This window comes from Haloechinothrix alba, from assembly GCF_900188115.1.
GTDB lineage: Bacteria > Actinomycetota > Actinomycetes > Mycobacteriales > Pseudonocardiaceae > Haloechinothrix > Haloechinothrix alba.
The window spans coordinates 1-2384 of the sequence record NZ_FZNW01000061.1 but is presented as its reverse complement, the minus strand read 5'-3'; the positions used below and the strand labels follow the sequence as shown (position 1 = coordinate 2384).

Sequence of the window (2384 nt, the reverse complement as noted above, 5' to 3'; positions counted from 1 at the left end):
CTATGCGATGGCCAGCCACCTGCGCACCGACCTCATCGCCGACTGCCTAGACACCGCGGTAGCCACGCGCAGGCGTGACGTTGCCGGGGTGATCTTCCATAGCGACCGTGGATGCCAGTACACCAGCACCCGGTTCGCCCAGCACTGCACCAAGCTGGGCATCCGGCGTTCACTCGGGCGCACCGGGATATGCTGGGACAACGCCATCGTGGAATCGCTATTCGAGGCGTCGAAACGCGAACTCGTGCACCGGCACCGCTTCACTACCCGTGCCCAGGCACGCCAGACCATCTTCACCTGGATCCAGACCTGGTACAACCGCAGACGACCGCACGCCACCCGGGGCTATGCCAGCCCCGGGTGGCGGGAACAGCAGAAACCACCCGAGACCGCATAACCACGTCTCCGGCCAACAGGGGAAAGGTCATAGCTGCTCATCGATCTTCTCGGGCATGAACTGCATCCTTCCAACTCAGAAAGATGCGGCATCAAACCTGGGGCGCTTCACCAGCAAGCTATACTCAACCTCAATGAGAAGGACTATCCTCCCCGATAATCACAGCGTGAGCGACGCGCGAACACCGAGGCAGTCTCGACGCGAGCAGAATAAGGCACGCACACGACATGCCCTGATGCGCGCCTCCGTGGAGTTGTTCGAGGATCAGGGCTTCGAGGACACCACCGTCGAGCAGATCGTGCAGCGAGCGAACTGCTCCCCACGCACGTTTTACCGGTACTTCCGGGCCAAGGAAGACGTTCTGTTCGGAGATCAAGCCGAGCGGCTCGAGTTGCTCAGGCAAGCGCTCGCCGCAACCGAGCAGTCGGAGAAACCTTTTCAGGTCGCCCGGTCTGCGCTCATCGACCAGGTCGTGGGCTTCAGCGTCCTCGAAGATCCTGAACTCGAAGCCAGGTGCATCGAACTTTGGTCCCTCCCAGGGGTCCGCGGACGCTGGGCGGAAATCGTCTTCGATTGGGAACAAGTCGTCACGGAGTATCTTGCCAGGGAGTGGAAATGCACACCCCATGCTCCCGATTGTCGGATCAACGCCATGATCTGGCTCTCCATCATCCGGATGGCTCTCGTCGGGGTCCAGACTGGTGGTCGCGACCGAGTCCGAGCCATCGCCGAGAAAGGCTTCAACTTCATCGCCGAAGAGATCGGCCTCGTCCATCTGTCCGGCTCGGAGGTTCAGCGTCGAGCCACCGAGGCCCATTCAAGGCGCGCCTGCTCCTGACAGGCGCTCGCTCGGTACCGGGGTCTGTCCGATTAACGGCTCTGGCCCATTTTCGGTGGTGACGCGGGGTCGGTGGGTTGGGCATGGAGCGTTGTGTCAGAGTGACGCTGGTGCGATGTTGATCAACTTCGTGCGTTGGTGTTTTCGGGATTATCTTCGCTGGTCATCCAAGGGATTGAGGAGGATGCTAGGACGATCGTGGTCCGGGCGTCGACGCCGCCGGGGCCAGCGGTTTGCCCGGGATGTGCCGTGGAGACGAAGCGGGTGCATGCCTATATCGAGCGGCGGGTCGCCGACGTGCCGGTGGACGGAAGGCCGGTCGTGGTGCGAGTGCGGGCACGACGGATGCGCTGCTCCACTACGGACTGCTCGCGGCAGACATTCCGCGAGCCGCTGGCCGTGGCAGGGCGGTATCAACGCCGCACCGCTCGGCTGGCCATGCAGGTGGGTCGTGTCGTGCGGGAGCCGGCCGGACGCGCCAATGTCCGAGCCTAGCCAGCCTCGCCGTCGGATTGTCACGGCGCACCGCGCTGCGGGCGCTGTTGCAGTTACCAGTGCCGGAGCGGCCGGTGCCAGCGGTGATCGGGGTGGATGATTTCGCGTTGCGTAAGCGGCAGCGCTACGCGCCCGTGATCATCAATGCAGAGACCGGCGAGCGCGTCGACGTCCTTGCCGACCGCACTGCCGACACGCTCGAAGTCTGGTTACGGGACCATCCCGGCGTGCAAACAGTCTGCTGAGATGACTCCGGCGCATACGCCGAAGCGATCCGGCGTGCACTGCCTAACGCGGTGCAGGTCGCGGATCGCTGGCAGTGCGCCATGAGGCGCCTGGTCGTATTACCGGCGTAGCCGGGGGAACTTGGAGGGAGGTTTCTGGGTCCGATGGCTTACCCGGAGCCGAAAGGCGGATGGGGACCACAGCATGCCGTTGAAGCGGTGGCCGTGCTCAGGCGTTGGAGACGGCGCGCCGCGGGACCCGCATGATATAGCGAAGGCTGGATTGCTTGAATCCCAATCCCCAGTTGATGGAAGGTCGTATCCGTCGGAAATGAGGTTCTCCTCGGGTTTGTGTGGGTGGTGTGCGCGGTAGGTGGGGGTGGTGTGCCGGCTGTGTCAGGCGTGTGGTGATTGTGCGGCGTGGATGAGG

General features: G+C 63.5%; 2 protein-coding genes and 1 pseudogene. All 3 read left to right on the top strand.

The genetic code is table 11. The features are described 5' to 3' along the window. Nucleotides 1-397: integrase core domain-containing protein (locus tag CHB84_RS22065; protein ID WP_141134789.1), on the top strand; the 397-nt coding region annotated here is incomplete at its 5' end. 166 nt (nt 398-563) lie between these two features. Continuing rightward, nucleotides 564-1235 (top strand): TetR family transcriptional regulator, encoded by a 672-nt coding sequence (locus CHB84_RS22060; RefSeq protein ID WP_176440099.1) that lies wholly within the window; start codon nt 564-566, stop codon nt 1233-1235. 135 nt (nt 1236-1370) lie between these two features. Next, nucleotides 1371-2047: pseudogene (locus CHB84_RS23715) on the top strand (ISL3 family transposase); the annotation flags it as partial. Nucleotides 2048-2384: the final 337 nt, after the last annotated feature.